We start from the raw sequence: 22,950 nt of genomic DNA, 5'->3' as shown, positions 1-22,950 counted from the left end.
CTGGCAAGTTGGCTGGCGTAAAATTGCCGCCTACCTGAACGAAGATGGAACGGAGACGGACATGACGGAGTTTGTATCGACGGCAGTGCAGGGCGGGGTGGCCTATCTGACGCTGAACCGGCCGCAGGCGCTCAATGCACTGTCGCTCGACATGATTCGCGCGATGACCGACGCGCTGCGCGACTGGGAAAGCGACCCGGCCGTGCACGCGGTGGTGGTGGCCGGCGCGGGCGGCAAGGCGTTCTGTGCCGGCGGCGACATCCGCTGGTTCCACCAGGCCCATCATGCCGGCGATCCGCTGCTCGACCAGTTCTTCGTCGAGGAATACGCGCTCAACCACCGGATCCATCGCTACACCAAGCCCTACATCGCGCTGATGGACGGCGTGGTCATGGGCGGCGGCATGGGCATTTCGCAGGGCGCCCGGCTGCGCATCGTCACGGACCGGACCAAGATGGCCATGCCGGAGACCAACATCGGCCTGTTCCCCGACGTGGGTGGCGGCTGGTTCCTGGCGCGCACGCCGGGGCGGCTTGGCGAGTACCTGGGCCTGACGGGCGTGGTCATCCACGCGGCCGACGCGCTCCACGCGAAGCTGGCCGACGCCTACCTGCCGGCGAACGCGCTGGCGGAACTGGTGGCGTCGCTGCAGACCCGGTCATTCGAGAGCGGCGACGCGGTGCTGGCCCACATCGCCACGTTCACGGACGGGCACGCGCAGGGCTGTGCGCCGGCGGAGAGTGCGCTGGCGCGCCATGCGGACCAGATCGACCGGCTGTTCGCCGCGCCGACCGTCGAGCAGATCGTGCAGGCGGTCAGCGACGCGGAAGGCGACTGGGCCGCCCAGACCGCCGCCACGCTGCGCAGCCGATCGCCGCTGATGCTCTGCGTCACGCTGGAGCAGATTCGCCGGGCGCGCACGATGTCGCTCGAAGACGAACTGCGGATGGAGCTGGACATGATGTATGACGTGTTCCGCCATGGCGACGGCATCGAGGGCATCCGCGCGCTCGCGATCGACAAGGACCACCAGCCCAGATGGAACCCGGGCCGGCTGGACGCTGTGACGCCGGCCCGGGTGCGGGCCTTCTTCGACAGCAAGTGGCGCAAGGAGGAACACCCGCTGGCCGGGCTGCAAGGCTAGCCGTCTGCGGCGGTCATCCAAGTCGAGTAGAGTGGCGGCTGGGCTGGCGGGCCGCCTGGCCGGCCTGCGCTGCCCTGCGAACGTGTGAAGCCGTCTGAACCGTCTGAACCGTCTGAACCGTGTGAACAGCGAAAGGAACCGTAATGAGCAATCCTCGTGATGTCGCCGTACTGGTGGGAAGCCTGCGCAAGGATTCCCTGAACCTGAAACTGGCCAAGGCCCTGGCCGAGCTGGCCCCGCCGCAGTTGAAGCTCGAAGTGGTTGGGATCGGCCAGTTGTCGCACTACAACCAGGACGACGACGCCAACCCGCCCGCCGAGTGGGTGGCGTTCCGCGACCGCATCCGCCGCGCCGATGCCGTGCTGTTCGTCACGCCCGAGTACAACCGCTCGGTGCCTGGGGTGCTGAAGAACGCCATCGACATCGGCTCGCGCCCGTACGGCCAGAGCGCGTGGGATGGCAAGCCGGGTGGCGTGATCAGCGCATCGCCGGGCAACATCGGCGGCTTTGGCGCCAACCATCACCTACGCCAGTCGCTGGTGTTCCTGAACATCCCGGTGCTGCAGCAGCCGGAAGCCTATATCAGCGGCGTCGACAAGCTGTTCGACGAGAAGGGCGGCATCGCCAACGACTCGACACGCGGCTTTTTGAGCAAGTACATGGCCACGTTCGCCACCTGGATCGAGCGCAACGCCGCCAAGTAGCGGCAAGAAATGGCCAGGCCCGGCGCTCCTGATTCATCAGTGGTCAGCCCCGTCCTACAAAGCGAAGCGGGGCGGACCTGACACCGCTGCGGGGCGCTCATTTCTATATTGAACGCATGAACGCGACATATAGAAAGGAGGAAACATCATGCCTTACATCCTAGCCTGGCTGCTTGGCGTACCGGCCTTTGTACTGATCCTGATCTGGCTGTTCATGCACTGATGTGCGTGTGGCCAACGCCACGGAAAGGCGCCTTCGGGCGCCTTTCTTCATGCCGCGAACCGTAGCGGGGGTGGCGCATCGGTGGCGCCGGGCCCAACGCTGAAAATGGGTAACTCGCGTATACTTGCGGGTTGCCCTAGTTTCGCGGCGTCCCGGCTGTCTGGCATTTTTTGCTGCCCCGGCGGGGCGCCCTCGTCACCGTACTCATGACTGTGAATCCGCGCCGCATTTCCGTGGCACCCATGATGGACTGGACTGACCGGCATTGCCGCACGTTCCACCGCTCCCTGAGCCAGCACACTTGGCTCTATACCGAGATGGTGACGACGGGCGCGCTGCTGCATGGCGATGTCGCGCGGCACCTCGATTTCGACGCTGCGGAGCAGCCGGTCGCCCTGCAACTGGGCGGCAGCGAGCCCGAAGACCTCGCCCGTGCCGCCAAGCTTGGGGAGCAGTGGGGCTATCAGGAGATCAATCTCAACTGTGGCTGTCCGTCGGAGCGCGTCCAGCGCGGCGCGTTCGGCGCGTGCCTGATGGCGGAGCCGCAACTGGTGGCCGACTGCGTCAAGGCGATGCGCGACGCCGTGGCGGTGCCGGTGACGGTCAAGCACCGGATCGGCATCGACACGGTCGAGCATTACGATTTTGTCCGCGATTTTGTCGGGACGGTGGCCGAGGCAGGTTGCGGCACGTTTATCGTACACGCGCGCAACGCGATTCTGAAAGGATTAAGCCCGAAGGAAAATCGGGAAATCCCGCCGCTGCGTTATGAAGTGGCATATCGCCTGAAACAGGAATTCCCGGATCTGGAAATCCTGATTAATGGCGGAATCGTGTCGTACGACGAAATGGAAACGCATTTGCGTCATGTGGATGGCGTGATGATCGGCCGTCAGGCATATCACGATCCCTATATCCTGTCCGAAATGGACCAGCGATTTTATGGCTCGACGGCGCCGGTGCCGACACGGGAAGACGCCGAACTGGCCATGCAAGCCTACATTGGCAATCTGGTGGAGCAGGGCGGTTCTATGGGCGCCGCGACGCGCCATATGCTGGGCCTGCATCGCGGCGTCTATGGCGGCCGCGGATGGCGCCGGGTCCTGTCGGATGCCCGCCGCATGCATGGCGCCCGCACGCGCGCGGCGGTCGAGGCGCTTTTCGGCGAAGCCCGCTCGCACCTGCGTCCCGAGATGCAGGACGCGGCGTAAGCGAGCGACGATTCCCGTGCTGGAGGAAAAGCTCTAAATTCGAACGATCGTGCTGTGCCGAAGCCGCAAATGTATGCCCCAGCAGCGTTTGCGGGTAGGCATGTGGCCGGAAACCCGCACCAGCAAAGGGATTCCCCTAATTCGCCCAAAGCGGGCCATGTTCTTACACTGTGCCTGCCCTCGAATACAGGGCTTTCTTCAACTGATTTTTGAGCCCGCCGTGCGCGGGCTTTTTTTCGGCTGTCGCACGGGTGACACACCCACCCGTGGGTTTGCCCGGATGGTGATCGGCCGATTCGGGCATTACATTGAATGGGCCTTCAGGGCATTGAGATCGCTAATTTAAGAGTCCGCCTCGGCGGGCTCTTTTTTTATGTGCGTCCCCAAAAAAAAGCAGGCGAACTCGTCGGGAGATCGCCTGTCGGGAATGTTCGAGGGGGTCAATGTCCCTCGCGAACGAGTATCCGATAGTCGTCTCCGCGACAAAACCCCGCGTTGGTGGGGCGGCCTCTGCGCTTTTGACCAACATTCAGATCGCGCCAGCTACTGTGCCGAGGTGCCATGATTTTAAGTCGAGCGACGCCGAGGTCATGTTAGGATGCGCTCGAAAATGCCGCGACAGTCGGCATACGCATAGGCAGGCCGTTCCGAAAGGAACGGCGCCAAGCAGGGGTTAAGCAGGAGGGTTTGTCGATGCCGAGGCCTGAGTCGGGGCCAAGACCGAAACAAGCCCGAAGGAAACAAAATGGAAGCGGAAGAACCGTTCGGTGAAGTCTTCGAAGACTACCGGGTCATCTGGGTAGCGGAGCAGTTGCAGGACGGCAAGTGGACAGCCCGGTATTGCTGGCATCCCGGCACGACCATCGAGGCCGGCAAGGCATTGCAGCGGGAGGTCCTGAACGGAAAATCGAAACGCCTGCTCGGACTGTTCCCGACCGAGGCCGACACGATCGCCGCCATCAAGGAAGCAGTCCTGCTGGAAGCGAAGTGGGTAGGCCCCCGTTGAAGCGATCCCACGCACCGGGCAGTACGAAATTTTTTGTGCGGAATACTAGCCATCTGCCGAGAATCCTTGTATAGTCTTGGTCTTCGCTGATCGACACATCGCTCAGCAAGCAATCTCTACGGTGGCTGTAGCTCAGTTGGTAGAGTCCAGGATTGTGATTCCTGTTGTCGCGGGTTCGAGTCCCGTCAGCCACCCCAAAGAATTTTCCGAAGCAGCCGCTCATTCGAGCGGCTGTTTTGCTTTCTGCGTCGGACGCAGCCATCGACGGACTCCCGCGACCTGTGGTTCACTGGCCGCTGTTCGCGGTGGAGCCCGGCAGATGATCCGACAAGCACGACCCTTGACGACTGACTGGGTGCAACGCGCCGTGCCGATGGAAGGCGTGGAGCGCATCGAGGCGTGGTTTCGGGGCAAGGCGTATGCGATGCATCGCCATGACACCTATGCCATCGGGCGCACGCTTGCTGGCGTGCAGAGTTTCAGCTACCGACGCGCGCGGCGGGACAGCCTGCCCGGCAATACCATCGTGCTGCATCCCGACGAGATCCACGATGGCCAGGCCGGCACAGAAGAAGGTTTCCGATACCGGATGATCTACGTCGAGCCCGCGCTTTTTCAAGAGGTGCTCGGCGGCCAGGCGCTGCCGTTCCTTGAGGGCGGGGTAACGACCGACCCGCGGCTGGCGACCGCGACCGCCACGTTGCTCCAGCATGTCGGCTGCACCCTCGAACCGCTGGAACAAAGCGACGCGCTCGCCGAACTGGCGCATGCCTTGGCGGCCGTTGCCGGCACGCCCGCGCGTCGTTCAGGGGGCAACTTCCACGCGGCAAGCCTGGCGCGCGACTATCTGCAGGCAAATCAGACGCGCGTGGTGACGCTGGACGAACTCGAAACCGCGACGGGCCGCGACCGCTGGAGCCTGTCGCACGACTTCCGCACCTTCTACGGCACCAGCCCCTATCGCTACCTGACCATGCGCCGGCTCGACACGGTGCGCCGGCTGCTGCTGGCAGGCACCTCGCTGGCCGATGCGGCGGCCGGGGCCGGTTTTGCCGACCAGAGCCATATGACGCGCCATTTCTCGAAGACGTTCGGCCTGACGCCGGCGCGCTGGCTGCAGGTCGCCGGCGCCGGCGCCCGGCGCTGACAAGCACCCACGATCGTTCAAGACGGTGGCCAGTGCCCCGCGTAAGCTGGGGCACGTCAACCTTTGAACGGAGAAAACGATGTCCACGCCCTCGACGCCCCATGTCGCGCCTGCCGGCCGCGGTCAGTGCGAGACGATTGACCTTCTCGACAAGATTGCCCTGATCGACGGGCACTGGCAGCCGCGCGTCGTTGCGGAAATGAACGACTACCAGTTCAAGGTGGTGAAGGTCAAAGGCGACTTCGACTGGCATCGGCATGCCGATACGGACGAAACCTTCATCGTGCTCGATGGCGAGCTACGCATCCAGCTGCGGTCGGCTCCCGGAGGCGAGCAGGTTATCGTCCTGCGTGCCGGACAGATGGGTGTGGTGCCGAAGGGTGTCGAGCACAAGCCTTGCGCGGCGGAGGAAGTCCGGATGCTTCTGATCGAGCCGCGTGGCGTGGTGAACACCGGCGACGGCGCGACGAGCGAGCGTACGGTTCAAAACGACCAGTGGATCTGAAACCCTCCAAAGAAAAAACCGGCCGCCGACGGGGTTCGACAAGGCCGGGGGTGCGCATCACGCCAATGCGACAGGAGTACGGGGACGTGTAGAGTTCGGTCGAACGATTCAGTCGAACGGGTCAGTCGAACCGGTTCACTCGAACGATTTGGCGCTTGGCTCGGCCAGTTCCAGCATGCGGCAGATGGCGGCCATATTGCCGACCATCGTGCGGCGCTGGGCGCCCTGGTAGACGCGCACGCCCTTGATCTGGCGGAACGGTACCGGTTTGACCGGGCGGCGGGAAGCGATGGGATTCGATTGCAGCATGGCAGCACCTCGTAATTTGCGGTCAGCAGTGGTCCGCACCCGTCGTCCAGCAAGGACGGGGCGGCATGGGCAAGGCAAAGCGGGTGACCCGGGCAGACGGCCGTGCTGCCGAAGTCTCGGAGACACGGAGGCGCCGTTCTGGCGTCTCCGCTTGTTGCTAGAAACCTGACGATCGAATCAGGCCGACAGCAATACCTTCCAGTGAGAATTCGTCGCGCCCCGAATGGAGCACGATGTTTTCGAAATCGGGGTTCTCGGCGATCAGTTCGACGGTGTCGCCGCGTTTCTTGAGTCGCTTGACCGTAACGTCCTCGCCGATGCGGGCCACGACGATCTTGCCGTTGGCCGCCTCGCTGGCCTTCTTCACGGCCAGCAGATCGCCATCGAAGATGCCGGCGTCGCGCATGCTCAGGCCGCGTACGCGCAGCAGGTAGTCGGGCCGTTCGTCGAAGACCGAGGCATCCACCTGGTACTGGCGGTCGATGTGCTCGGCGGCCAGGATCGGGCTACCCGCCGCGACGCGGCCCACCAGCGGCAGCGTCAGTTGCAGCACCCCCGCCATCGGCAGCGAGAACTGGTCCGAGCGTTCCGAATCGCTGCGCGCCACCTTGAGCCGGATGCCGCGCGACGCGCCCGGCGTCAGCTCGATCACGCCCTTGCGCGCCAGGGCCCGCAAGTGTTCCTCTGCCGAATTGGGCGAGGAAAATCCGAACTCGGCCGCGATTTCCGCGCGGGTCGGCGGGAAGCCGGTGTTCCGGATCGTGTCGCGGATCAGGTCGAAGATCTGCTGCTGCCGGGGTGTCAGGGTCGCCATGGTTCGCCGGTCTCGTGCCGAAGCACTGTATGTTTAAACAGTATGCTGTGATTTTATACAGTATCGTGTGAAGTGCAAGCACAATTTGCGATCCCGGGCAGACACGCGCGACACCCGTTGCGACGCACGGGTTTTTCACGGGCGCGCGGCGGCGGGCAGGGCAGTTACAATCGGCGCCCACGGCCGCTTGCCTGGCGGCCGCCAATGATCAAGCGTCGCCCATGCCAGATTCCTCGCACCCACGTCTTCCGCGTATCGTCGTGCTCGCCACCGGCGGCACCATTGCCGGTTCGTCCGGCAGTCCCGCCAGCAGCGCCCATTACCAGGCCGCCACCGTGCCGGTGTCCCAACTGGTGCTGGCGGTGCCGCCGCTGGCCGACGTGGCGCGTGTGGAAGCGGAGCAGGTGGCGCAGGTCGATAGCAAGGACATGATGTTCGGCCTGTGGCAGCAACTGGCCGAGCGCGTGGCGCACTGGTCGGCGCAGCCTGACGTCGCGGGCATCGTCATCACGCATGGCACCGATACGCTTGAAGAAACGGCGATGTTCCTGCAGCTCACACAGGCGTGCCCCGTACCGGTGGTGGTCACGGCGGCAATGCGGCCGTCGACCTCGCTGTCCGCCGATGGCCCGCTGAACCTGCTCGACGCCGTGCGCGTGGCAGCCAGCGCCGACGCGCGAGGGCAGGGCGTGCTGGTGGTGCTGAACCAGCAGATCCATGCCGCGCGGGACGTGACCAAGGCGCATACGTCGGCCGTGGACGCGTTTGTCTCGCCGATGACCGGACCGGTCGGCTTTGTCCAGGACGCCTATGTCCGCTTCACGCGACAGTCGGCCCGGCCGGACGTGGTGCGGTTGCCGGTGCCGACGGCGTGGCCGATGGTCGAGGTCGTCGCCAGCTATGCCCAGCCCGGTCGGGTGGCGGTGGACGCGCTGGTGGCGGCGGGCGTGAAAGGGCTGGTCGTGGCGGCGGCCGGCAACGGGTCGGTCCACGAGACGCTGGCAGCGGCGCTGGTCGATGCCGCGGCTGCCGGCGTGGCCGTCGTGCGCAGCTCGCGGACCGGCGCGGGGCATGTGGCGATCCCGGCACGGGCGGCGCCCGACGCCGGCATCTTTGTCTCGGCCGGCGACCTTAATGCCTACAAGGCCAGGGTGCTGTTGCTGCTGGCCCTGGCCGCCGACCCCGGCCTGGCCCGCGACGCCGCGCGCCTGCAGGTGCTGTTTGCGGCGTATTGAGCCCCCGGCCCGGCAACCTTGCGAAGCAGCGGGGTTCCGGGCTATACTCGCGGGCTATTCAACCTTGCCGCACCGGACGTGACGCCCGGGTGGCTCATCCCAAAAGGAGCGTCAATGCGTCATTACGAAATCGTATTTATCGTCCATCCGGACCAGAGCGAACAAGTGCCCGCGATGATCGAGCGTTACAAGCAGCTCGTCACGTCGCAAAACGGCCAGGTTCACCGCGTGGAAGACTGGGGCCGCCGTCAGATGGCCTACATGATCCAGAAGCTGGCCAAGGCTCACTACGTTTGCCTGAACATCGAATGCGGCAAGGACACGCTGGCTGAACTCGAGCACGCGTTCAAGTTCAACGACGCCGTGCTGCGTCACCTGATCGTCCAGACCAAGAAGGCCGAGACGGCGCCGTCGCCGATGATGAAGGAAGTGCAGCGCGAAGAAGCCCGCAAGGCCGCGCAAACGACCACGGAAGGCCAGCCCGCCTGAGCGCGGACTGCGGTGCCGCGGTGAACCAGCTCCGGCTGACCGCCACGCTGGCCGAGCGCGATACGTTGCGCTACACGCCGGCCGGCATCCCCGTCGTCAACTGCATCCTGCAGCATGCCGGCGAGGTGATGGAGGCGGAAACGCCCCGGCAGGTGGAATTCGCGATCGTGGCCATGGGCATTGGCCCCATTGGCCAGCGGCTCGAGCGCATGCCGCTCGGCACGCTGATCGATTGCGAGGGTTTCCTGGCCCGCAAGCACCGCAACAGCAAGACGCTGGTCTTTCACATCACTCGATGTAAAGCATTCGAAAAGGATTGAATCATGGCATTCGTCAAACGTGACAACAAGAACAAGAAGCGCTTCCAGCAACAGAACCCGCTGTTCAAGCGCAAGCGCTTCTGCCGCTTCACCGTGGCTGGCGTCGAACAGATCGACTACAAGGATCTGGACACGCTGAAGGACTTCATCGGCGACAACGGCAAGATCACGCCGGCACGCCTGACCGGTACCAAGGCTCACTATCAGCGCCAGCTCGATACGGCCATCAAGCGCGCCCGCTTCCTGGCGCTGCTGCCGTACACCGACCTGCACAAGAACTGATAGGCCCAGGACCGCAAGGAGAAATACACGATGCAAGTCATTCTGCTGGAAAAAGTCATCAACCTGGGCAACCTGGGTGACATCGTTCGCGTGAAGGACGGTTACGCACGTAACTTCCTGATCCCGACCAAGCGCGCCCGCCGTGCGACGCAAACCGCCATCGCCGAGTTCGAGGTGAAGCGCGCCGAGCTGGAAAAGGCCGCTGCCGAGAAGCTGGCCGCCGCGCAAGCCGAAGGCGAGAAGCTGAACGGCCTGACCGTCCAGATCACCCAGAAGTCGGGTGTGGACGGCCGCCTGTTCGGTTCGGTGACCAACGCCGATATCGCCGAAGCCCTGGAAGGCCAAGGCTTCAAGGTGGAAAAGTCGCAAGTGCGTCTGCCGAACGGCCCGCTGAAGGTTGTTGGCGACTACGCCGTCGGCGTGTCGCTGCACACGGACGTGCTGGTCGACATCACCGTGTCGGTGCTGGGCGACCACGCCTGAAGCCGTACCCGCGACGAGGCGCCGGCCCTGGCCGGTGTCTCCGACGCACCCCGAAAGGCAGGAGCCACGCTCCTGCCTTTTTTGTTGGCACGCCGTCCCGCTTCGGTCCGCGCCGCTATAATTGCCCCCCATGAACGCGCCCGCCGCAGATCCCCAACTAGACAGTCTCAAGGTACCTCCGCACTCGATCGAGGCCGAACAATCGGTGCTCGGCGGGCTGCTGCTGGACAACGCCGCCTGGGACCGCATTGCCGATTTCCTGTCCGAAGCCGATTTCTACCGCTTCGACCACCGGATGATCTTCCAGAGCATCGCCCGGCTGATCTCCGCCACCAAGCCGGCGGACGTGATCACCGTGTTCGAGATGCTGCAGGTGGCCGGCAAGGCCGAGGAAGTGGGCGGGCTCGCGTACCTGAACTCGCTGGCGCAGAACACCCCGAGCGCGGCCAATATCCGCCGCTACGCCGAGATCGTCCGGGAACGGTCGGTGCTGCGCAAGCTCGTGACCGTGGCCGACGACATCGCCTCGGCCGCGTTCGCGCCGAAGGGCCGCGAGGTGCGCGAACTGCTGGACGAAGCAGAATCCAAGGTTTTTGCGATTGCCGAGGAAGGCTCGCGCGGCCAGAAGGGCTTCCAGGAAATCCAGCCGCTGCTGACGCAGGTGGTGGAGCGGATCGACGAGCTGTACCACCGGGATACCACCACCGACGTGACCGGCGTCCCCACCGGCTTTATCGACCTGGACCGGATGACCAGCGGCATGCAGCCGGGCGACCTGATCATCGTGGCGGGGCGCCCCTCGATGGGCAAGACCGCGTTCTCGCTGAACATCGGCGAGCACGTGGCCGTGGAGCAGGGCCTGCCCGTGGCCGTGTTCTCGATGGAAATGGCCGGCGTTCAGCTTGCCATGCGGATGCTGGGCTCGGTCGGCCGGCTCGACCAGCACCGGCTGCGTACCGGCCGCCTGCTGGACGAGGACTGGCCGCGCCTCACCCATTCGATCCAGCGCATGAACGACGCCCAGTTGTTCATCGACGAGACACCGGCGCTGAACCCGATGGAACTGCGCGCGCGCTCGCGCCGGCTGGCCCGGCAGTGCGGGCAGCTTGGCCTGATCATCATCGATTACCTGCAACTGATGTCCGGTTCGGGCAGCGGCGAGAACCGGGCCACCGAGATTTCGGAAATCTCGCGGTCGCTGAAAGGGCTGGCCAAGGAGCTGAATTGCCCGGTGATCGCGCTGTCGCAGTTGAACCGCAGCCTGGAACAGCGCCCCAACAAGCGGCCCGTGATGTCCGACCTGCGCGAATCGGGCGCCATCGAACAGGATGCCGACGTCATCCTGTTCATTTATCGCGACGAAGTGTACAACCCCGACTCCCAGGACAAGGGCACCGCCGAAATCATCATCGGCAAGCAGCGTAACGGCCCGATCGGTACCGTTCGGCTCACGTTCCTGGGTCAATTCACGAAGTTCGACAACTTCAGCGGTGGCCCGGCGTTCTTCGACAACGATACCTGATCGTTCGTCCGGTACCCCGCAGGACGGTGCAACCCTGTAAAATATTGCGTTTTGATGACAGCTGCCCACGAGGCGGCTGTCATGCCATTTGACCGTCTCCCCCTTTGCAACACAACCGAGCGCTGCCGTGAGGCGCGCCACAAGGACAGTTCATGTTCGGCCGTTTCATGCCCACCGAGGGCAAGTTCTTCGAGTATTTCAACCAGCACGCCGACTGCGCGGTCACCGCCGCGCACGAGCTGGAAGCGTTGGTCAATGACCTGCCCAACGCCGAAGGCCATGCCCGCCGCGTGCAGGCCACGGAAAAGAAGGCAGACCGTATCACCCACGACACGATCGACCTGCTGCACAAGACGTTCATCACGCCGCTGGACCGCGACGAGATCCACAAGCTCATCACGACCATGGATGACATCCTGGACCTGATGGAGGACGTGGCCGAGACCATCTCGCTGTACGACGTCACGCACCTGACCGACGAGGCGCGCCGCCTGGCGACGATCTGCGTGCAGTGCTGCGAGGCGGTCAAGATTGCCGTGGGCCTGCTGGAGGACATGGGCAACGCCAGCACGATCCTGAAGACGGCGCAGCAGATCGACCAGCTGGAGTCCGAGGCGGACCGCGTCATGCGCTCGGCCATGTCGAAGCTGTTCCGCGACGAGACCGACGTCAAGCGCCTGATCAAGCTGAAGGCCATCTACGAGCAGCTGGAGTCCATCACCGACAAGTGCGAGGACGTGGCAAACATCATCGAAGGCATCGTCCTGGAAAACGCCTGAGGCCCGCACTGGCATGCAGACAATACAAATGAGTTTGTGGGTCATCGGCCTGCTGGTCGTGCTGGCCTTGCTGTTCGATTTCATGAACGGCTTTCACGACGCCGCCAACTCCATCGCCACCGTGGTTTCCACGGGCGTGCTCAAGCCGCACCATGCGGTGGCCATGGCGGCCATGTGCAACGTGGTGGCGATCTTCATCTTCCACCTGAAGGTGGCGGCGACGGTGGGCACGGGCACGGTCGACGTCAATATCGTCGATCATTATGTGATTTTTGGGGCGCTTGTAGGCGCCATCGTCTGGAACGTGATCACGTGGTTCTACGGCATCCCGTCGTCATCGTCGCACGCGCTGATCGGTGGCCTGGTGGGCGCCGCGGTGGCCAAGGCGGGCACGGGCGCGCTGGTCGGCCACGGCCTGCTGAAGACCGTGGCGTTCATCCTGATCTCGCCGCTGCTTGGTTTCGTGCTGGGCTCGATCATGATGGTGATCGTGGGCTGGACGTTCTTCCGCACGCCGCCGTCGCGCGTGGACCGCTGGTTCCGCCGCATGCAGCTCGTGTCGGCGTCGCTGTACAGCCTGGGTCACGGGGGTAATGACGCGCAGAAGACCATCGGCATCATCTGGATGCTGCTGATCGCCAGCGGCCACTTGTCCGCTGGTAGCGCCGAGCCGCCGATGTGGGTGATCGTCAGCTGCTACGTGGCCATCGGCCTTGGCACGCTGTTCGGCGGCTGGCGGATCGTGCGGACCATGGGCCAGAAGATCACCAAGCTGAAGCCCGTGGGCGGCTTCTGCGCGGAGACGGGCGGGGCGATGACGCTGTTCATTGCGTCGGCGATGGGCGTGCCCGTGTCGACCACGCACACGATTACCGGCGCCATCGTCGGGGTCGGCTCGGCGCAGAAGATGTCGGCCGTGCGCTGGGGCGTGGCGGGCAACATCGTCTGGGCCTGGGTGCTGACGATTCCGGCTTCGGCGTTCATGGCGGCCATCGCCTGGTGGATCGGCAAGCAGATCCTCTGAAATCACGGGATCGGCCAGATCCCGGCAGCCAGTCGAGCAAGCAAGACACCCGCGCAAGCGGGTGTTTTTTTATGTGGCCGGCATCCGCAGAATCCGTGCGCGACGGTTTTGGCAATCCGTATGACGGACTGAACCCGAATCAAACAATTGATAATACGCGCCAGCAGTATCGGAGTTATCGCATGTAATCCAAGAATTTAAGCGCTATAACCGTCTCTATTCATGTCGTGCTTATTAGTCCGGTTGAAATTGGTCCTTCCTCTGTTGGCGACATTTCTGCGAAAACAAAAAGGTGAACCCATGATTTTGGAGACTCTGTTTGTCCGCGTGCCGTCGTTGATCGGCATTCGATATTTGTTTCTCGGATTGGTGACGGTCTTGGTGGTCGGCTTGGCGGGATGCGGCGGCGGCGACAGCAATAGTGCGAGCAATGGCGGTCAGCCCGCGCCAGCCGCCGTGATTTTCACGCTGAGCAGCGATTTGACGACAATTAAAACGGGGTCCAGCAATAATGCGGCCACCATTACCGTGTCGGTACGCGATACGAATAATGTGCCGCTGGAAGATGTGGTGGTGGAAATCTCTGCCGATTCCGGCGAATTTATGAGTTCGCCGACCGTGACCACGGATCGGCGGGGCATGGCCTCGGCAGCGCTGTGGGCCGGTAACGACAAAAGCAACCGGACGATTAATGTTTCGGCCATTGCCTATCCGGGTGACGATAAGGCGGTCTCGGCCACACCAATCACGGTGGAAACTACGGGCACAACGGTCACGCTGATCGCCCCCAACGAGACAGTGGAAATGTTCGATACCGAGGAACTGATCGCGACCGTGACGGATGCGGACGGCTTTCCGGTCACGGACGTCCCGGTGACGCTGACTTCCGCGCTGGCGGCCCAGATATTCCCGGCCACGTCCAACAGTCTCGATGACGGCACCGCGGGCTTTGGTTACACCGCGATGGTGGCCGGGACAGATACCCTGACCGCCAGTATTGCCGGCGCGTCGTCAAGCCTGCCGTTGACCATAACCGAGCTGGATCCGGCTCTCGTCGTCTATTCCATTACGGCGTCCCGCAGCGAGATTCTGTCGGGCGCGCGGGATAACACCGCATTGTTCACCGTGACCTCGCGCAAGGCGAACGGCGCGATCGTGCCGGCTCAGGCGGTCAATGTCTCCGTCGACAACGGCGGGGTTTCCAGCATCACGCAGGGCGTGACCGACGCCAGTGGCAACCTGCAGTTCGAGGTGGGCTATGGCGCGGACAGGAGCGACCGGCGGCTGACTGTCACCGTCCAGGGCGGGACAACGACGGCAGATATCCCGATCAACGTTGCCGGAACCACGCTGACCCTGACGCGCGGCGATAGCCTTGAGGCGGGCGGGCCAGGCGTGCCGTGGACTGTTGCCTTGCTGGACGCCGACGGCGTGCCCATCCAGGACAGCGTGCAGATGGATATTCGAAGCGGCACTGCGATGCTGAACTATCAGTTGGACACCATTCTGGAGCCATTGCCCCCGTTGATGCTGGGCGGCGGGGAAGACAATGTCTTCGAACTGGGGCCCACCACGAGGCTGACGGGTTATGGGTTCACGATCAAGGCCATCTATGGCTTGGGGCAACAGCAGTCGAATGCGGTGACGACCCGTGTGGTGGCGCCATACCAGACAGACGACAAGGCGACGGTGACGGCCGATCACGGTACGAACTTCGATAACGTCATCGGCTACGACAGCAGCATCGGGTGGATCGTGCCGGTGCAGGAGAATGCTGTCGGGCCAAGCACACTGGCGACGCAACCAGGGGGTACCTATGACGCGATCCAGGTGACCGCCTCCGATCTGACCGGGCAGCCCGCAACGATTGCGCTACGCGGCAGCCGAGCGAATGGATGCAGTACCCGCCCGATGCACGGAACCGTTGCCTGCCAGGGATCGAAAAACACCAAATTGCGTATTTGGTACGATCCGGCCGACAACCCGTCGCTACCGGACGGCATCTATACAGCGGAGTTTCGCGTCGCCGGTTATCGGCAGACGGACACGGTCACGCCAATCCAGCAATTGACGATCCGGGTCAATATCGCGGTCGCCAGGGCGGTCGTGAACTGACGCCCGGCCCGGCGGCGGTCATTTGTTCGCGAAGGCAGCGATGGGATCGTCGTCGACCGGCGGCGGTGCAACCTCCGGAGCCGGAGCCGGGGTTGGAGCAGGCGCCGGCGCCGGCGCCGGCTGCACCGGGGCCGGCGTCATCGGCAGGTTGCTGGCCGCCACCACGCGCCGGGCGCCGTTGTAGCGCGATGCCCAGTACGACTTGCCCATGTCCTCCAGCCGCACCGTGCCGCCCGTGGCCGGGGCGTGGACAAAGCGGTTCTGGCCCACGTAGATGCCGACATGCGAGTTGGCCCGGCCCGTCGTGTTGAAGAACACCAGGTCGCCCGACGCCACCTCGCTGCGGTCCAGCGACGTGCCGCGCTGGCCCATCTGCTCGGTGGTGCGCGGCAGGTTCACGTTGGCGGCGCGCGAGACGACATAGCGGACAAGGCCGCTGCAATCGAATCCGGAATCGGGCGTGTTGCCGCCGTAGCGGTAAGGCGTGCCGACCAGCGACATGGCCTGGATCGAGATTTCCTCCAGGCCGGCGCTTGGGTCGATCATGGGCTTGCCCGGCTGGCGGGGCGGCGCGCCGCTGTGGCGGGCAGGCGGTCCGCCGGCGCAGGCGGCCAGCAGCATGACGCTGGCGCAGACTGCCGCAAGGGCAGGGCGGGACGACTGGAACGGTACGGGCGGGCGCTGCGGCATCCTTGCTGGGATCGTGGCTGGAACCTGGTGGCCGGGTCGATTGCCGGGTCAGGCGTCCACCTCGCGCTGGTATCCCGGCGGCTTGCCAGGAGAAACCAGCGACCGCGCAAACTTACCAGCGCAACTGTGCGTTGCGCGTGCCGGTGCTGATCTTGATGGACTTGGGCTGACCCTTGTAACTGGCCTCGATATTGTAGCTGCCTTCGGGCGCACGTATCAGGCAGCGCGGGCCGCCAGCGCGGAAATCGGCCACCTTCTGGCCGTCGCGTGTCAATTTCACGTCAACGTCGGCCAGGTACTCGCCCTCGGCACCCCGCGTGAACAGGATGCCCATGTTGAAATCCTTCTCCTGGGCCGCCAGCCGGGCACGCTCGTCCTCGGCCACGCCGCCGCAGACGTAGCTTACTGGCCCCATGGTGCGGATCACCATCTCGTCGGCCGCCGCCTTGGCGGGTTGCAGCGCGGCGGCGACGATCACCGTCGCGCCGATCAGCGCGGCCACGGCAATGCGTTTGCGCCGGGCCACGCGCGCGTTATGGGAAAACAGGGTCCTGCTGGTCGACAGATATCTGCTGAATGACTGCTGCCGGTTCATCGACGCCTCCGTATCGACATGAACACCCGGCAATCATAGCCGGGTCGTGCGGCCCTGGCTGTCGGCCAAACGCCGACGCGCGGGGGGGTGTTGCGCCACACTAAGCGATGCGGAACCGCCCGGCCATGGAACAGGCCGGGGGGATACCAGGAAGACGGCCGCCCGACGCCGGGCGGCCGCCGTGGGCTACAGCACGTCAGCCGCGTGGTCGGCCAGCCGCGAGCGCTCGCCGCGGGCCAGCGTCACGTGGCCGCTGTGGCTCCAGCCCTTGAAGCGATCCACCACGTAGGTCAGGCCAGACGACCCCTCGGTCAGGTACGGCGTGTCGATCTGGGCGATGTTGCCCAGGCAGACGATCTTGGTGCCCGGGCCGGCCCGCGTGACCAGCGTCTTCATCTGCTTGGGCGTCAGGTTCTGCGCCTCGTCGATGATGACGAACTTGTTCACGAAGGTGCGGCCGCGCATGAAGTTCATGCTCTTGACCTTGATCCGCGAACGGATCAGCTCCTGCGTGGCCGCGCGGCCCCATTCGCCAGCGCTGTCGTCGCTCTTCTGCAGCACTTCCAGGTTGTCGTCGAATGCGCCCATCCAGGGCTGCATCTTCTCTTCCTCGGTGCCGGGCAGGAAGCCGATGTCCTCGCCCACCGGCACCGTGGCCCGGGTGACGATGATCTCGTTGTAGAGCTTTTGGTCCAGCACCTGCTCCAGGCCCGACGCCAGCGCCAGCAGCGTCTTGCCGGTACCGGCCTGGCCCAGCAGCGTGACGAAGTCCACGTCCGGGCTCATCAGCAGGTTCAGCGCGAAGTTCTGCTCGCGGTTGCGCGCCACCACGCTCCAGACGTTGTTCTTGTTGTGGGTGTAGTCCTTCAGCGTCTGCAGCAGGGCGGTCTTGCCGTTGATCTCCTTGACCTGCGCGTACAGCGGCAGGCTGCCGTCCATCGGCTCCAGGTAGACGAACTGGTTGACCAGGAACGACGGCACCAGCGGGCCGGTCAGGCGGTAGAACATGGCGCCCGACTTGGGGTCCTGCCAGCTTTCCACGCCCTTGCCGTGCTTGGCCCAGAAGTCGTTGGGCAACTGCATCACGCCCGAGTAGAGCAGGTCCTTGTCTTCCAGGACCTGGTCGTTGAAGTAGTCCTCGGCCGGCAGGCCCAGCGCCCGCGCCTTGATCCGCATGTTGATGTCTTTCGACACCAGCACGACCTGGCGCTCCGGATACTGCTGCTGCAGCGCGCTGACCACGCCCAGGATCTGGTTGTCGGCCTTGCCCTGCGGCAGGCCCTCGGGCAGCTTGATGTCGTTCAGGCGGGTCTGGAAGAACAGCTTGCCGGCGGCGTCGCGGTTGCCCAGCTTGGCCAGCGGCAGGCCCTCGTCGAGCACGCCGTCGGTGCCACCCACAAGCTGGTCCAGCGTGCGGCTGACCATGCGCGCGTTGCGCGCCACCTCGCTCATGCCCTTCTTGTGGTTGTCCAGCTCCTCCAGCGTCATCATCGGCAGATAGATGTCGTGCTCCTCGAAGCGGAACAGCGAGCTCGGGTCGTGCATCAGCACGTTCGTGTCCAGCACGAACAGCTTGCTCGGCCCGGCCGACTTGCGCGTGCGGCGAGTGGGGCCGGCGGCGGGCTTGACCAGGCTGACGGCCGGCGCGGCCGGCGTGGTGGTGGCCGGCGGGGCGTCGGCGGTCTTGGCCCGGGTCGTGCTGCCGGCGCGTGCGCGGGTGGCGGGCGCCTGGGTGTCGCCGGTCTCGAGCAGTGCCACCCGCTCCAGGACCGGCACAGGTTTCTTACCCTGCGCGGCTTTGGCCTTGGAGCTTGCGACCGGCGCGAATTCGCTCGGATCCAGCAGTTGGGCAGGCTTGGCGGGCATGGTAGGCAGCGGCATGCTTGGCTTTCCTTTCAGGGGCTAAAGGGGGCGAAAAGACTGGCGTACAACCAGGGAACGGCAGAAAGCGGGAAAACCGAAGGGCGCGGAGACGCGGGATTGCGGGTTGGAGAATCGAACGCCGATGCGCAAAACAAAAAAGCCGCCAGTCCTGGGGTACAGGTGTGGCGGCTTTGTTGCGGTCCGGCGGCACGGCAGGTCCGCTACCAGCCCTTGGACTGTGCCTGGTGGGCCGGGACGTTACTGCAGCGTGGCAACTGGGATCTGAACGCATTGAGGGCCAATCTACCCGAAGGTTTTGGCTTTTGCAATCGGTCAAATTCTCGTCGCGGCGGCGCAACTGCGATGGGCCGGGAGGATGCTCCCGTTCACATCGCCTTGATGATTTCGAGTACCTCGTCCACGTGGTTCGGCACCTTGATGCCGCGCATCTCGTGGCGCAGCACGCCCTTGCCGTCGACGACGAAGGTGCTGCGCTCGATGCCGCGCACTTCCTTGCCATACATCTTTTTCATCTTGATGACGTCGAACAGGCTGCAGATGGCTTCGTCGGCGTCCGAGATCAGCTCGAACGGCAGCTCCAGCTTGGCCTTGAAGTTCTCGTGCGACTTCAGGCTGTCGCGCGAGATGCCGTACACCGCCGCGCCGGCGCGCTCGAACGCGTCGTACTGGTCGCGGAAATTCATGGCCTCGGTGGTGCAACCCGGCGTGTTGTCCTTCGGGTAGAAGTACAGCACCAGGGTCTTGCCGCGCTGGTCGGCGAGGCGGAAGTCCGCGCCGGTCGCGGGGGCCCGGAAGTCGGGAACGGCCTTGTTGAGACTGACGGTCATGCTGGTGGCTCTCCTGGCTGGCGAAGCATCATCGGTGATGGCGGCGGCCCATTCCTGTCTGACAGCCCGGACCTGCGCCATGGCGGGTGCAGATTGGGGCAGTTGGACGGACTTCAAGCGTGGCGCCGGCTCAACCCGGCAAAAAGACGCCGGGCGCGCTAGCCCTCGGCGGCGGGCTCCACCAGCAGCACGGCCGCCACCTTGCGGCCCTCGGCCATGAGGATATTGTAGGTGCGGCATGCGGCCTGCAAGTCCATCGCGTCCACGCCGATATGCCGGCGCGCCAGCGCCGCGGTCAGCCGCGGGTGCGGAAAGCGCAGCCGGTTGCCGGTGCCCAGCAGCACCACCTCGGGCTTGCGGTCCAGCAGCGCCTCGAAGTGCGCCGGTTCCAGGTCCTCGAAGCGGCCGGCCGGCCAGGGCACGACCTCGCCCTCGGGCATGACCAGCACGGACTGGTCGTGGCGGACCGCGTTGATCTCGATGTATCCGGGCCCGTAGCCGGTCACGGTATTGAGGTTCTGGGGCTTGTCGGCGTGGAGTTTCAAGTGGGGTGCCTCATGCCGCCCGGGGCTGCCTGGGCGCCGGCCCGGCGGCGCGGGGCGTGGCGGGACGCCTCGGCGGTGGGGGCGGGCGGCGGGTTGGTGGCAGGATCGTGCGCGCAGGCGCCCGGAAGGCGTGCCGCGATGCAGGAATCCATGCCGAAGTCTGTCATAATCCGATATCTTATAGCTTTTGGTGCGACACGCACTTTTCGTGTCCGGTAGCTCATCGTTAAGAGCACGCTCAATAGAGCATCGACCTTTGCGGAGACAAGGGGAAGGCCTCGGCCTGAACCGTCCAATCTCAGCCATTTCTTGCTTTGACAGGCCCAGCCGCAAGGTTGGAGCGAGTCCATGTGTTGTGGGAAGGCCAGCGTATCGGCTAACTCGCAGCTTGCTATTTGCTGGATGGATTTCCAGCCATTGCCCAAAGGCGGGGACGCTTGCCTTTGGGCAGGTGTCTTTGCAGTACGCGCTCTCCCCCGGAGGGTGCGGGTGGATATGCCGCAGCAGTTTCGCTGCGTGTTCGCTACATAGCATTTAAACCGGCCCAATAGGGTCGGCGCTACGTTCTTTGGGACACAGGCCATGCGCTCGTAAGAGCCCGTCTGTTGTCAAGCGCCTGCCAGCACGGAGGCACTGAAGTAATGAAGTGAGGTTTCCCGGAGCGTATAGCTCTGCGCGTTATGGTTCGGTCGAATACACCCGCGAGGGTGCCTCGATAGAGAACCTGCTATGCGACTAGCAGTAGCCTAGGGAGACATGCGTCACCGGTAACGGTGGGGTGTGAAGCTCTCCTGACAACGTAGCCCCTGTAAGGGTGCGTCCCTGTCGTGAGATAGGGGCGCAGAGACTCCGAGCAGCAATGGGGTCAAGGAGCCAGGCTGACTGGTATGGGTAATGTAAGTGAACTGCTGATAAACGTCGTAAATAAGGCGGTGCCAAAGCTGCTGATAGGCACTAACCAAACGGTACGTGATCGGATGCTCCGCTCGAAAGTCGGAGTACGTCGCTAGATAGATCACCGGCGAAGAGGCAGGCCCTAACCCAGTCGTGTAATGCGCAGGGAACGTGGTAAGCCCGTATGGCTGCCGGAGCGCCATATGGCTCCGGCAGGCGAACCGCAAGGGACGCTGTTGGCTGTGCGGGTATGGGAGGTTGGAGAAAGCGAACGCCGGGTTGTAATGATCCGGATAGGGGTTGAAAAATTACCTCACGCGAAAGCGGGCAGACTTCCAACTGGTCTTTCGTCGCAAGACGGCTGACTGAACTCGCTTGTTTAATTTTCTTCCCTTGGGGGGTGACATGCCCCTCAAGGGGCATGTTGTCTCTGTTGCTTGGGGAAGTCCTCAAGATAGGAGAGCAGCATGGAAGCATTGATCCGCGAGGATGAATCTGCGCCCTCCGGCATCCCGCAGCGATGGGGCGACATCAATTGGCGCCGCGTCGACCGGAATGTTCGGGCAATGCAGATTCGAATTGCGAAGGCAACACAGGATGGGGATTGGCGCCGGGTGAAAGCCCTGCAACGATCCCTGACCCGCTCGTTTTCCGCTAAAGCATCGGCGGTACGACGAGTGGCGATGAACCAAGGAGCGCGGACGGCGGGAGTCGACCGCGTAGAGTGGGACTCACCTGAAGCCCGATGGGCAGCCATTGGGAGGTTGAAGCGCCGGGGGTATCGCCCGCTGCCATTAAGGCGGGTGTATATACCCAAGGCAAATGGGAAAGAACGCCCTCTGGGCATTCCGACCATGCACGACCGGGCCATGCAGGCGCTGTATCTGCTGGCGCTGGAACCGGTGTCCGAAGGAACGAGCGACCCGAACTCTTACGGGTTTCGGATCAATCGCTCTACCGCGGATGCCATGTCCCAGCTGTTTGTTTCCCTATCCAAGAAAGCCTCGGCTCAATGGGTGCTGGAAGCAGACATCAAAGGGTGCTTTGACCATATCAGTCACGACTGGCTGGAGCGCAATGTCCCAATGGATAAAGCAATCCTACGGAAGTGGTTGAAAGCTGGCGTCGTATTTCAAGGCCAGTTTCAGGCGACCGATGCTGGAACACCACAGGGGGGCATCATTTCCCCGACCTTGGCAAATGTGGCACTGAACGGGTTGGAACAACAACTGATCGAGTCCTTGCGGGCCAGACTGGGCGTTGCCAACACGAAGAAGCTGAAAGTGAACGTCGTACGGTACGCGGATGACTTTGTGATCACCGGCAACACGCCGGAAGTGCTGGAGCACGAAGTGAAGCCGTGGGTAGAACAGTTCCTAGCAACACGAGGACTGACGCTCTCCACGGAGAAAACACGAATCGTCAATATCGCTGACGGCTTTGACTTTCTAGGGTGGAATTTCCGGAAATACTCGGGAACGCTGCTCATCAAACCGAGCAAGAAAAACGCGCAAGCGTTCTATCGCAAGGTAAAGGAGGTCATCGGGGCACATAGGGGGAAACGGACGGCAGATCTAATCCAGAAGTTGAACCCGATGCTGAGGGGCTGGGCGCAGTATCACAGCCCAGTGGTTGCGAAAGCGATGTTCGCCCGCATGGAGCATCTGATCTTTAGGTCTCTATGGAGGTGGGCAAAGCGGCGACACCGAAGGAAGGGTACCGAGTGGGTGCGAAGGACATACTTCGCCTCAGTTGGAAACCGGAACTGGGTGTTCGGTTCCACGATGTGGAATAGGGCGGGTGAGCGCTACTGGATGGAACTGTATTCGATGCCGAGTACGCCTATCCGGAGGCACAAGAAAGTTCGCGGGGACTACCATCCCTTCGACCCAGCGCAGGAAATGTATGGCGAAACGCTGCGGCAGGAACGTATGGCAGAAAGCATGTCGTACCGAAGGCAGTGGGCAAAGCTGTTCATGTCCCAGCGGGGCTTGTGTGCGGTATGCCAGAGCAAGATTACCAAAGAGACAGGATGGGATGACCATCACATCGAACCTCGGGTATCCGGGGGTTCCGATGCTCTAGGAAACCGCGTTCTGGTGCACCCCGATTGCCATGTTCAAGTCCATTTCCACGGCCAAGTTGCGGTGAAGCCGGTGTATGATTCGTCCATATACTTTGTAGAGGCTTGAGCCGTATGCGG

General features: G+C 63.6%; 23 protein-coding genes and 1 tRNA gene. 17 read left to right on the top strand and 7 right to left on the bottom strand.

Going from position 1 to position 22,950, the window contains the following annotated elements:
* The first annotated feature begins 61 nt into the window (after nt 1-61).
* The 7 genes from EPAKOI_RS09255 (at nt 62) to EPAKOI_RS09225 (ending at nt 5,940) form a co-directional block, all read left to right on the top strand.
* Nucleotides 62-1,144, top strand: coding sequence for an enoyl-CoA hydratase/isomerase family protein (locus tag EPAKOI_RS09255; protein ID WP_423192056.1), 1,083 nt, complete (start codon nt 62-64; stop codon nt 1,142-1,144).
* A gap of 143 nt (nt 1,145-1,287) precedes the next feature.
* On the top strand, nt 1,288-1,848 hold the full coding sequence (locus EPAKOI_RS09250) for an NAD(P)H-dependent oxidoreductase (RefSeq protein WP_313836421.1): 561 nt from the start codon (nt 1,288-1,290) through the stop codon (nt 1,846-1,848).
* Nucleotides 1,849-2,277: 429 nt separating this feature from the next.
* A complete protein-coding gene (gene dusA / locus EPAKOI_RS09245) occupies nt 2,278-3,282 on the top strand; it encodes a tRNA dihydrouridine(20/20a) synthase DusA (protein ID WP_423192055.1) in 1,005 nt (334 codons plus the stop codon).
* Between the two features lie 745 nt (nt 3,283-4,027).
* Nucleotides 4,028-4,288, top strand: coding sequence for a hypothetical protein (locus EPAKOI_RS09240; RefSeq protein WP_423192054.1), 261 nt, complete (start codon nt 4,028-4,030; stop codon nt 4,286-4,288).
* 121 nt (nt 4,289-4,409) lie between these two features.
* Nucleotides 4,410-4,485, top strand: a tRNA-His gene (locus EPAKOI_RS09235).
* Between the two features lie 122 nt (nt 4,486-4,607).
* The gene (locus tag EPAKOI_RS09230; protein WP_423192053.1) at nt 4,608-5,435 is read left to right on the top strand and encodes an AraC family transcriptional regulator; all 828 of its coding nucleotides are present in this window, start codon (nt 4,608-4,610) and stop codon (nt 5,433-5,435) included.
* A gap of 79 nt (nt 5,436-5,514) precedes the next feature.
* Complete coding sequence (locus EPAKOI_RS09225; RefSeq protein WP_423192052.1) at nt 5,515-5,940, top strand: cupin domain-containing protein; 426 nt, start codon at nt 5,515-5,517, stop codon at nt 5,938-5,940.
* A gap of 135 nt (nt 5,941-6,075) precedes the next feature.
* Here EPAKOI_RS09225 and EPAKOI_RS09220 read toward each other — a convergent pair whose 3' ends face one another.
* Nucleotides 6,076-6,249, bottom strand: a complete 174-nt coding sequence (locus EPAKOI_RS09220; protein WP_172966054.1) for a hypothetical protein — start codon at nt 6,247-6,249, stop codon at nt 6,076-6,078.
* Nucleotides 6,250-6,406: 157 nt separating this feature from the next.
* On the bottom strand, nt 6,407-7,063 hold the full coding sequence (lexA, locus tag EPAKOI_RS09215) for a transcriptional repressor LexA (RefSeq protein ID WP_124684060.1): 657 nt from the start codon (nt 7,061-7,063) through the stop codon (nt 6,407-6,409).
* 221 nt (nt 7,064-7,284) lie between these two features.
* Between lexA and EPAKOI_RS09210 the strand changes: the two genes are divergently transcribed.
* The 9 genes from EPAKOI_RS09210 to EPAKOI_RS09170 all read left to right on the top strand — a co-directional run bounded on the left by EPAKOI_RS09210 (nt 7,285) and on the right by EPAKOI_RS09170 (nt 15,312).
* Nucleotides 7,285-8,298, top strand: a complete 1,014-nt coding sequence (locus tag EPAKOI_RS09210; RefSeq protein WP_423192051.1) for an asparaginase — start codon at nt 7,285-7,287, stop codon at nt 8,296-8,298.
* Nucleotides 8,299-8,412: 114 nt separating this feature from the next.
* The gene (gene rpsF / locus EPAKOI_RS09205; protein WP_124684062.1) at nt 8,413-8,787 is read left to right on the top strand and encodes a 30S ribosomal protein S6; all 375 of its coding nucleotides are present in this window, start codon (nt 8,413-8,415) and stop codon (nt 8,785-8,787) included.
* A gap of 20 nt (nt 8,788-8,807) precedes the next feature.
* Nucleotides 8,808-9,107 (top strand): primosomal replication protein N, encoded by a 300-nt coding sequence (gene priB / locus EPAKOI_RS09200; protein WP_124684063.1) that lies wholly within the window; start codon nt 8,808-8,810, stop codon nt 9,105-9,107.
* Between the two features lie 3 nt (nt 9,108-9,110).
* A complete protein-coding gene (gene rpsR, locus EPAKOI_RS09195) occupies nt 9,111-9,389 on the top strand; it encodes a 30S ribosomal protein S18 (protein WP_006575387.1) in 279 nt (92 codons plus the stop codon).
* 30 nt (nt 9,390-9,419) lie between these two features.
* Complete coding sequence (rplI, locus tag EPAKOI_RS09190) at nt 9,420-9,872, top strand: 50S ribosomal protein L9 (protein WP_124684064.1); 453 nt, start codon at nt 9,420-9,422, stop codon at nt 9,870-9,872.
* Between the two features lie 130 nt (nt 9,873-10,002).
* On the top strand, nt 10,003-11,394 hold the full coding sequence (locus EPAKOI_RS09185; protein ID WP_124684065.1) for a replicative DNA helicase: 1,392 nt from the start codon (nt 10,003-10,005) through the stop codon (nt 11,392-11,394).
* 152 nt (nt 11,395-11,546) lie between these two features.
* Nucleotides 11,547-12,173 (top strand): DUF47 domain-containing protein, encoded by a 627-nt coding sequence (locus EPAKOI_RS09180; RefSeq protein ID WP_029051063.1) that lies wholly within the window; start codon nt 11,547-11,549, stop codon nt 12,171-12,173.
* 13 nt (nt 12,174-12,186) lie between these two features.
* The gene (locus EPAKOI_RS09175) at nt 12,187-13,197 is read left to right on the top strand and encodes an inorganic phosphate transporter (protein ID WP_423192050.1); all 1,011 of its coding nucleotides are present in this window, start codon (nt 12,187-12,189) and stop codon (nt 13,195-13,197) included.
* 300 nt (nt 13,198-13,497) lie between these two features.
* A complete protein-coding gene (locus tag EPAKOI_RS09170; RefSeq protein ID WP_423192049.1) occupies nt 13,498-15,312 on the top strand; it encodes a hypothetical protein in 1,815 nt (604 codons plus the stop codon).
* A gap of 18 nt (nt 15,313-15,330) precedes the next feature.
* On the opposite strand, the gene EPAKOI_RS09165 is transcribed toward EPAKOI_RS09170, so the two are convergent.
* The 5 genes from EPAKOI_RS09165 to EPAKOI_RS09145 all read right to left on the bottom strand — a co-directional run bounded on the left by EPAKOI_RS09165 (nt 15,331) and on the right by EPAKOI_RS09145 (nt 19,853).
* Nucleotides 15,331-16,002 carry a C40 family peptidase gene (locus tag EPAKOI_RS09165; RefSeq protein WP_423192048.1) on the bottom strand — a complete coding sequence of 224 codons (672 nt, stop codon included), beginning with the start codon at nt 16,000-16,002 and terminating at the stop codon, nt 15,331-15,333.
* A gap of 112 nt (nt 16,003-16,114) precedes the next feature.
* Complete coding sequence (locus EPAKOI_RS09160; protein WP_253699828.1) at nt 16,115-16,597, bottom strand: hypothetical protein; 483 nt, start codon at nt 16,595-16,597, stop codon at nt 16,115-16,117.
* A gap of 186 nt (nt 16,598-16,783) precedes the next feature.
* The gene (locus EPAKOI_RS09155) at nt 16,784-18,478 is read right to left on the bottom strand and encodes a PhoH family protein (RefSeq protein ID WP_124684069.1); all 1,695 of its coding nucleotides are present in this window, start codon (nt 18,476-18,478) and stop codon (nt 16,784-16,786) included.
* A gap of 368 nt (nt 18,479-18,846) precedes the next feature.
* Nucleotides 18,847-19,308 (bottom strand): peroxiredoxin, encoded by a 462-nt coding sequence (locus EPAKOI_RS09150; RefSeq protein ID WP_124684070.1) that lies wholly within the window; start codon nt 19,306-19,308, stop codon nt 18,847-18,849.
* Nucleotides 19,309-19,466: 158 nt separating this feature from the next.
* Nucleotides 19,467-19,853: an Mth938-like domain-containing protein gene (locus tag EPAKOI_RS09145; protein WP_124684071.1), complete on the bottom strand. Its 387-nt coding sequence runs from the start codon at nt 19,851-19,853 to the stop codon at nt 19,467-19,469.
* Nucleotides 19,854-21,214: 1,361 nt separating this feature from the next.
* Here EPAKOI_RS09145 and ltrA point away from each other — a divergent pair.
* Nucleotides 21,215-22,939, top strand: a complete 1,725-nt coding sequence (gene ltrA, locus EPAKOI_RS09140; RefSeq protein ID WP_124684072.1) for a group II intron reverse transcriptase/maturase — start codon at nt 21,215-21,217, stop codon at nt 22,937-22,939.
* The last annotated feature ends 11 nt before the right edge of the window (nt 22,940-22,950 follow it).

The organism is Cupriavidus sp. H18C2, from assembly GCF_049393795.1.
GTDB lineage: Bacteria > Pseudomonadota > Gammaproteobacteria > Burkholderiales > Burkholderiaceae > Cupriavidus > Cupriavidus pauculus_C.
Note: the sequence above shows the minus strand (reverse complement) of the source record. Positions and strands in the feature narration are given on the sequence as shown.

Coding starts and splice junctions, on each gene's coding strand:
- EPAKOI_RS09255 (WP_423192056.1), top strand. CDS start 62: ATGACGGAGTTTGTATCGACGGCAGTGCAGGGCGGGGTGGCCTATCTG.
- EPAKOI_RS09250 (WP_313836421.1), top strand. CDS start 1,288: ATGAGCAATCCTCGTGATGTCGCCGTACTGGTGGGAAGCCTGCGCAAG.
- dusA (WP_423192055.1), top strand. CDS start 2,278: ATGACTGTGAATCCGCGCCGCATTTCCGTGGCACCCATGATGGACTGG.
- EPAKOI_RS09240 (WP_423192054.1), top strand. CDS start 4,028: ATGGAAGCGGAAGAACCGTTCGGTGAAGTCTTCGAAGACTACCGGGTC.
- EPAKOI_RS09230 (WP_423192053.1), top strand. CDS start 4,608: ATGATCCGACAAGCACGACCCTTGACGACTGACTGGGTGCAACGCGCC.
- EPAKOI_RS09225 (WP_423192052.1), top strand. CDS start 5,515: ATGTCCACGCCCTCGACGCCCCATGTCGCGCCTGCCGGCCGCGGTCAG.
- EPAKOI_RS09220 (WP_172966054.1), bottom strand. CDS start 6,249: ATGCTGCAATCGAATCCCATCGCTTCCCGCCGCCCGGTCAAACCGGTA.
- lexA (WP_124684060.1), bottom strand. CDS start 7,063: ATGGCGACCCTGACACCCCGGCAGCAGCAGATCTTCGACCTGATCCGC.
- EPAKOI_RS09210 (WP_423192051.1), top strand. CDS start 7,285: ATGCCAGATTCCTCGCACCCACGTCTTCCGCGTATCGTCGTGCTCGCC.
- rpsF (WP_124684062.1), top strand. CDS start 8,413: ATGCGTCATTACGAAATCGTATTTATCGTCCATCCGGACCAGAGCGAA.
- rpsR (WP_006575387.1), top strand. CDS start 9,111: ATGGCATTCGTCAAACGTGACAACAAGAACAAGAAGCGCTTCCAGCAA.
- rplI (WP_124684064.1), top strand. CDS start 9,420: ATGCAAGTCATTCTGCTGGAAAAAGTCATCAACCTGGGCAACCTGGGT.
- EPAKOI_RS09185 (WP_124684065.1), top strand. CDS start 10,003: ATGAACGCGCCCGCCGCAGATCCCCAACTAGACAGTCTCAAGGTACCT.
- EPAKOI_RS09180 (WP_029051063.1), top strand. CDS start 11,547: ATGTTCGGCCGTTTCATGCCCACCGAGGGCAAGTTCTTCGAGTATTTC.
- EPAKOI_RS09175 (WP_423192050.1), top strand. CDS start 12,187: ATGCAGACAATACAAATGAGTTTGTGGGTCATCGGCCTGCTGGTCGTG.
- EPAKOI_RS09170 (WP_423192049.1), top strand. CDS start 13,498: ATGATTTTGGAGACTCTGTTTGTCCGCGTGCCGTCGTTGATCGGCATT.
- EPAKOI_RS09165 (WP_423192048.1), bottom strand. CDS start 16,002: ATGCCGCAGCGCCCGCCCGTACCGTTCCAGTCGTCCCGCCCTGCCCTT.
- EPAKOI_RS09160 (WP_253699828.1), bottom strand. CDS start 16,597: ATGAACCGGCAGCAGTCATTCAGCAGATATCTGTCGACCAGCAGGACC.
- EPAKOI_RS09155 (WP_124684069.1), bottom strand. CDS start 18,478: ATGCCGCTGCCTACCATGCCCGCCAAGCCTGCCCAACTGCTGGATCCG.
- EPAKOI_RS09150 (WP_124684070.1), bottom strand. CDS start 19,308: ATGACCGTCAGTCTCAACAAGGCCGTTCCCGACTTCCGGGCCCCCGCG.
- ltrA (WP_124684072.1), top strand. CDS start 21,215: ATGGAAGCATTGATCCGCGAGGATGAATCTGCGCCCTCCGGCATCCCG.